The 6081-nt window shown below is 33.9% G+C and carries 8 protein-coding genes; 3 read left to right on the forward strand and 5 right to left on the reverse strand.

Features of this window, described 5'->3' with window-relative positions; translation table 11 throughout:
- Nucleotide 1 precedes the first annotated feature (1 nt).
- The 5 genes from gltX to lpxB all read right to left on the reverse strand — a co-directional run bounded on the left by gltX (nucleotide 2) and on the right by lpxB (nucleotide 5158).
- Nucleotides 2-1336, reverse strand: a complete 1335-nt coding sequence (gene gltX, locus C6H17_RS10035; protein ID WP_005218426.1) for a glutamate--tRNA ligase — start codon at nucleotides 1334-1336, stop codon at nucleotides 2-4.
- Between the two features lie 50 nt (nucleotides 1337-1386).
- On the reverse strand, nucleotides 1387-1890 hold the full coding sequence (locus tag C6H17_RS10040) for an aminotransferase class I/II-fold pyridoxal phosphate-dependent enzyme (RefSeq protein WP_199768871.1): 504 nt from the start codon (nucleotides 1888-1890) through the stop codon (nucleotides 1387-1389).
- Nucleotides 1868-2938 carry a hypothetical protein gene (locus C6H17_RS10045; protein ID WP_005218421.1) on the reverse strand — a complete coding sequence of 357 codons (1071 nt, stop codon included), beginning with the start codon at nucleotides 2936-2938 and terminating at the stop codon, nucleotides 1868-1870. The genes C6H17_RS10040 and C6H17_RS10045 overlap by 23 nt, the downstream gene beginning before the upstream one ends.
- A 138-nt stretch (nucleotides 2939-3076) precedes the next feature.
- Complete coding sequence (gene galU, locus C6H17_RS10050) at nucleotides 3077-3898, reverse strand: UTP--glucose-1-phosphate uridylyltransferase GalU (RefSeq protein WP_005218420.1); 822 nt, start codon at nucleotides 3896-3898, stop codon at nucleotides 3077-3079.
- Nucleotides 3899-4009: 111 nt separating this feature from the next.
- Entirely contained in the window at nucleotides 4010-5158 is a 1149-nt protein-coding gene (gene lpxB / locus C6H17_RS10055) for a lipid-A-disaccharide synthase (RefSeq protein ID WP_005218419.1), read from the reverse strand.
- 213 nt (nucleotides 5159-5371) lie between these two features.
- Here lpxB and C6H17_RS12585 point away from each other — a divergent pair, with 213 nt between their 5' ends.
- Genes C6H17_RS12585 through C6H17_RS10065 form a run of 3 tightly spaced genes read left to right on the forward strand, consistent with a single transcriptional unit; the run spans nucleotide 5372 to nucleotide 6018 of the window.
- Nucleotides 5372-5509, forward strand: a complete 138-nt coding sequence (locus C6H17_RS12585) for a hypothetical protein (RefSeq protein WP_020995672.1) — start codon at nucleotides 5372-5374, stop codon at nucleotides 5507-5509.
- Complete coding sequence (locus C6H17_RS10060; protein WP_104731425.1) at nucleotides 5496-5780, forward strand: hypothetical protein; 285 nt, start codon at nucleotides 5496-5498, stop codon at nucleotides 5778-5780. Before C6H17_RS12585 ends, C6H17_RS10060 begins: the two co-directional genes overlap by 14 nt.
- On the forward strand, nucleotides 5719-6018 hold the full coding sequence (locus C6H17_RS10065; protein ID WP_104731426.1) for a hypothetical protein: 300 nt from the start codon (nucleotides 5719-5721) through the stop codon (nucleotides 6016-6018). Before C6H17_RS10060 ends, C6H17_RS10065 begins: the two co-directional genes overlap by 62 nt.
- Nucleotides 6019-6081 lie beyond the last annotated feature (63 nt).

A 6081-nucleotide genomic window follows, 5' to 3' on the forward strand; every position in this document is an offset into this window, starting at 1 on the left:
ATTATTTCCTTACAATATCGCGTATAAATGGCTTTAAAACATGATAGAGTTTATCAAGCTCTATGCCGTGTTCCTGTCCGCTTAGAATCATTCTCAAAGGTTTAAAAAGAGATTTTCCTTTATATCCGCTTTGAGTTGCAATAAAGTCTTTAAACTCATTATAATCATAGCCCTGAATCCTGTCTAGATTCTCTCTTATTGCCTTAAGAATGCTATCAAATTCATTATGAAACTCTACTAGATTCTCTCGCTTTTTATCTATTGCTAAAAATATAGAATCTATATGTTCTTTTAATGCTATTTGTGTGCCTACCTCATTGAGATAAAGGGTAATTAAGTCATCAAAGCTTTGTGGAGAATTTAGGCGCATAGAATCTAAATTTGAGAAAAGCGGATAGAAGCTAGAAATCTCTCTTTCTCGCATAATATCTCGGCTAATTTGTGCCATTTTTTTATAATCAAATTGCGCCGGGTTACTCGCAACATTCTCAAGGCAGAAATGCTCTATACAAGATTCTAAACTAAACAATTCGCCAAGTTTATTCTCTAGCTTTGTATTCCCTAGTAAAATAAGATAGTTTGCAATAGCCCTTGCCTCTAGCCCTTGAGATAGAAGCCATTCTACACTTGAAGCTTTATCTCTTTTTGACATTTTTTTATGCTCTTCATTAAGAATGATAGGTAAATGTGCGTATTTTACATTTTCGCTAAACCCTAATGCTCTTTTAATGAGTATTTGCTTTGGTGTATTGCTGATATGATCTTCCCCCCTTATAATGTAGCTCATCTCTTTATCATCAATGCTACACGCAAAGTTGTAGGTAGGAATGTCATTTCTCATAATCACAAAGCTATCAATTTCATTGGCATTAAAAGAAATCTCGCCCTTTATAGAATCTATGAAGCTAACCGCCTCATTTGCCCTTAGTCGTATAATAGGGCTTGTGTTTTTTGCCCCTTTTTCAAGCTCTGCCCATTCATCTTTGTATCTAAATGCAATCTTTTGTGCCTTTGCTTCTTCTCTTTTATCTTCTAAAAACTCTTTAGAGCAATAGCAATAAAACGCCTTCCCTTCTTTTATTAACTTTAAGGCTAAATCTCTATGCAATGCAAAATTATCACTTTGATAAATCACAGATGAAAACTCTAATCCAAAAGTTTGCAAAAGACTTAGAATCTCTTTATCTTTTCCCTTTATATTTCTTTCTAAATCTGTGTCTTCAATCCTAATAATAAAGGGTTGTTTTAGCTTTTTTGCCATGATATAGTTAAAAATAGCAGCGCGCAAATTACCAATATGCATATCGCCTGTTGGCGATGGGGCGAAACGAAGCATACTTTTCCTTTTTAATAGCTTTTAAATAAATGGGTAATTCTACCTTGATTTTATAAAGTTAAATAAATAGAATCCAATGTGTTTAAGAAAAACACTTTTGCTAATACAACCTCTTTTACATAAGATTCCATATATTCTTTATCTTTTAGTGCTGCAATAGCTGCTACTTGTGAGAGATGAGTAATATTTTTTGCATTATGAAGTAAATTTAATGCAGCAATGTTTTGTGCAGAACTCAAGCAATAGCCTATACGAAATGATGCTAAGCCAAATGCCTTTGAAAAAGTCCTTGTGATGATAAGATTCTGTATGTTTGGTAACAAATACGCCACACTTTTACCACAAAACTCATAATACGCCTCATCTATAATAAACAGAATATCGCCATATTTTGTGATAAGTGATTCTAGATTCAATATATCGTGCAATGTGCCAGTTGGATTGTTTGGATTACATATATATATATATATATATATATATATATGATTTTTGGTTGCTGGTGAAAAAATAAAGTCAGTATTACCAGCTTTATTACTCTTTTGTATTGACTGCAATGTCGTAGTTTTTATTAAAATAACTTAGCCAGTCTGTTACACTCATGCTTTTAAAGACTTTCAATGGTTGAAAATTTGGTGGATTTTTAAGTGTGAGTTGAATGTCTAGTTCTTGTGATTTGTTCTGCATAATATCACTTACGCCTTGTATGAGAGTTTGACTATTTGTGCCTATATATGATGCAAGGAAAGGCGTGCCGATGAGTTTCATAAGGCTTAGATTTGCTTCGAATTGTGTTTCTAAGGTCTTTTTTTGCTCTGAAGTAAGCTTATCATTGGCTGCTAGAAAATCCTTAAACGATTGTTTTGGTTGAATGTTAAACTTTAATGAAAGTAGTTCGTGTGGGATATTTTGAGCTTGCAGTTCCTCTTTATTAGAATCCCCATTCATAGCCATTGCTATGTCATATAGAATCCCAATTATATGTGTGCGTTCCGCATTTGGTGTGAAAACATTTACAGATTCTATATTGGTGCTAAACATTTGTGATATGAGATTACATTGTGTGTTTGCTGTGATTGTATGCGATGTGCCTTCATCAGTCTTGTAGAGATAGTCTTGCTCACATTCTAGCTTATTTGGCAGCAGCGAGTCGGCACTATGGTTGAAAAATGCAATGAGTGGCTCTTTTGTAGAATCTCCAAAAAATTTATTCATAGTTGGGTATTCTATATCTGTTTTTACCCTAAATGAGAGATGATTTTTACTCTTTATATCCTCGCTACTCAATGTAAAATTGTGAAGTCGTATGCTCTCATGTATATCATGGTGTGAGGTTGTAAAGTCGTCCATATAAATGGTTATCTTTTCAGATTTACACTTATAATCCATAAGTCCGCTACATTTAAATGGTGTATAATCAAAGCTTTGAATACCATATTGGCTACTTTGGGCTTCTTTTACCTGAATGCGCGCAAACTCCATACCTTGATTAAGGCGACTTTCTACTTCTTGCAACATTTTCCTTGATGCAAAATAAAGCACTATAAGCAATATCGCAATGATGACCGCGCCAAAAAGCACAATCTTTCGTGCAAGTCTATTCATAATAAATTCCTTTGACAACAGATATTGTAGCTATGTATGCCATTTGAAAAATTAATCGAGCATTCTAGCATAACTTTTACAATCTGTGAAATACGCATACTTTTAATTTTTTAGTTGAGGCTATCAATGTAAAAAGTGTTACTTTTGTGATCGTTTATAAAAATCATTTGTTGCTTTCACAAAGCCATCGATACTGCCGCAATCATAGCGGATTCCCTTGAATTTATAGCCGATAACTCTGCCTAACTTTGCTTGCTCTAAGAGTGCATCTGTAATTTGCAATTCACCATTAATGCCGGGCTTTGTCATACGCAAGATGTTGAAAATATCAGGCGTTAAGATATATCTACCAATAATGGCTAGATTGCTTGGGGCTTTTTCAATACTAGGCTTTTCAATCATGGATTTTACCTTATAGATTCCATCTTCTAGCATACCGGCTTCGATAATGCCGTATTTATGGATTTCATTAGAATCTACTTCTTCGATAGCTACGACAGAACAGCGATATTTTTCATAGATTCTCATCATTTGAGTAAGCACCCCCTCACTCTCGCTATAACATAAATCATCAGCTAAAATCACTGCAAATGGATTCTTACCCACAAGTGTTTCGCCTGTAAGTATTGCATGTCCCAAACCTCGCATTTCCTTTTGCCGTGTGTAACTAAAAGTAGCAGTTTCCATAATATTTCGTATCTCACTTAGCAAAGTCTCTTTTGAAGTGTCTTTTATTTGATGCTCCAACTCATAGCTAATATCAAAATGGTCCTCAATACTTCTTTTACCACGCCCTGTAACAATCGCCATTGTCCTGCAGCCTGCATCAAGGGCTTCCTCTACGCCATATTGAATGAGTGGTTTGGTAAGAATAGGTAGCATTTCCTTTGGCATTGCCTTTGTCGCAGGTAAGAATCTCGTGCCATAACCTGCCGCGGGGAATAAACAAGTCTCTATCATTTCTATCCTTTTATAGTTTTATTCACAAAGTCTAATTATACAAAAAATAATGTGAATTACATTTTTGACTTCATAAGATTCTATGCCCTCTTTGCTATAAAATACTTAAAATCAAGGCTCAAGTAGCCATTTTGCCACATTATCCTTGCTACCATGTTTTAGATATTTGCGTAGTGTAGATGTGCCTTCAAAATATTTTTGATAGTTGAAGTTTTCATAAGCTTTCAGCATATTTTTCGCATTACAATCTTTTTGTAAAAGTTCTTCATGCAAGTAATCATCACCAAGCCCAGCTTTTTTAATATTCTTGCCATTTTCTTTAAGCATAGCTTGATAGATAATATTTGCTAGTCCAACAAAATTTAGCTTTACAAACATTCTTGCGATAAAGTAGTCAATCCATTTTGCACGATAGACAAGCACAAATGGAATCTGCATAAGACTTGCCTCAAGTGTCGCAGTCCCCGCACACACAAAGGCAAAAGACGCATTACTTAAGCCCTCTTGCGTATTATATACGATATGGAACATATCTGTATCACCATATATTTCCATCATTTTTGTATCGCGGAATTTCTCTGGGATAATAAGCCTTAAGATCGCATTTTCATGCTTTTCTAAAAGCTTTTTAGCTAAGATTCTATAATCATTCATAAGCTTTTTTATCTCACTTTTGCGACTACCGGGCATAAATACAAAGATATTAGAATCTTTACTATAAAACTGCTTAGATTCCGTATAAATATCAAGTAGCGGGTGTCCTACATATCGTGCCTTTTTTTCATAATAGTGCAGCTCAAAAGGCCAGATACACGCAAGTTTATCAAATAGCCTCTCAATCTCTTTTGCACGCCACTCTTTCCACGCCCACACTTGCGGCAATATATAATACATAATAGGAATATTTGGATTTTTCTCTCGTATCTTTTTTGCAAGTCTTAGATGAAATGATGAGCTATCCATTAAGAGAATCTTATCGCATGTAAGGGCTGCTTCACTAAGAATTTGCATAGCCTCTTTAAAGAATAGAATCTTTTTTGCCACATCGCTAAAACCCATAATGGCAAACTCACTAGGGCTTAAAACTTGCCGTCCTATCTCACTTTCACATACACCAATGAGTGTGCAAGATTCTGGCAAAACTTTCGCGAGGTTTCTTAAGTGTAGATTAGAGCTTGGCTCAAGCGCACTGACAAAGATTTTAAGTTCTTTTGTGCTAGATTTAGTAATTAAATCTTTATTTGTTGTAATATTTTGCATTTTTATCCTTATTGTATTTTATTATGATTTAAGATTCTATATTGTTTTATTAAATCGTCTTTATTTTAGAATATTATTTATTCTGCAATGGCAGTCGTTATGAATTTAAGGTAATCTCAAAGATAGCATTCAAGCTCAACTCGCACAAGGCGTAATATCTGTAACGCTAAGTGTTTAGCTTATGGGATAATAGGAATTTGTAAGGGGGAAAATATGGCGGATATAAACAAGACAAAAGATTCTCATTTTAAGCACAACAATTTTATGAACCAGTATGATAAATATAATAGCGAAGTAACACATCGTTTTGATATAGCCACAAAGCAGTGGCTAACAAATGAGAACTTCTAAAGCGCATATCACTAAATGGCTAGAATCTGCCCTAAATGAAGCAGGTGGGATAAGCAATCTAAGAATGGCGATAGAGTGCTACACTGATGTAGTAAAAAGACTAACAGGACAAAAAGATAATACAATGGATTTACAAGCATTTTTTAATAAAAAGGGCAACGAGCGGTTTTTAGATATAGCATTAGAGATTGAAAAAACAAGTGTGTATTTTGAAGGTTATTTGGAGAATTACAACACAGAGCAAACAAAAAAAACTTACCCCAAAACTTAAAGAAATTTTAGGTGTAAGAGATGATGATAAAGTTTTTCTTACTGACACACTCGAAGATGATTATTTAGCATTAAAAGAATTTCATAAATTTGAGTTGAAAGACTTCACACAAGAAAGATTTATAAACTTTTTTGAAAGTGTGAGAGAAAAAACTGATAACTTTAATCAAAAGATTAAAGATGATTTAGCAAAAGAACAAGATTTAAAACTTGCTAAGTTTTTGCTTGGTAGTGATTAGAAACCTATTAAACTTTTTATCATTACGACAAAATCTATAAAGTTTTTTTATATCCACTTTTCA

Source organism: Helicobacter rappini, from assembly GCF_900198625.1.
Classification (GTDB): Bacteria; Campylobacterota; Campylobacteria; order Campylobacterales; family Helicobacteraceae; genus Helicobacter_A; species Helicobacter_A rappini.

What these genes read in the sequence shown, in the direction of transcription:
- gltX (WP_005218426.1), bottom strand. Translation starts at nt 1,336, where the DNA reads ATGCTTCGTTTCGCCCCATCGCCAACAGGCGATATGCATATTGGTAAT.
- C6H17_RS12585 (WP_020995672.1), top strand. Translation starts at nt 5,372, where the DNA reads ATGGCGGATATAAACAAGACAAAAGATTCTCATTTTAAGCACAACAAT.
- galU (WP_005218420.1), bottom strand. Translation starts at nt 3,898, where the DNA reads ATGATAGAGACTTGTTTATTCCCCGCGGCAGGTTATGGCACGAGATTC.
- C6H17_RS10045 (WP_005218421.1), bottom strand. Translation starts at nt 2,938, where the DNA reads ATGAATAGACTTGCACGAAAGATTGTGCTTTTTGGCGCGGTCATCATT.
- lpxB (WP_005218419.1), bottom strand. Translation starts at nt 5,158, where the DNA reads ATGCAAAATATTACAACAAATAAAGATTTAATTACTAAATCTAGCACA.
- C6H17_RS10060 (WP_104731425.1), top strand. Translation starts at nt 5,496, where the DNA reads ATGAGAACTTCTAAAGCGCATATCACTAAATGGCTAGAATCTGCCCTA.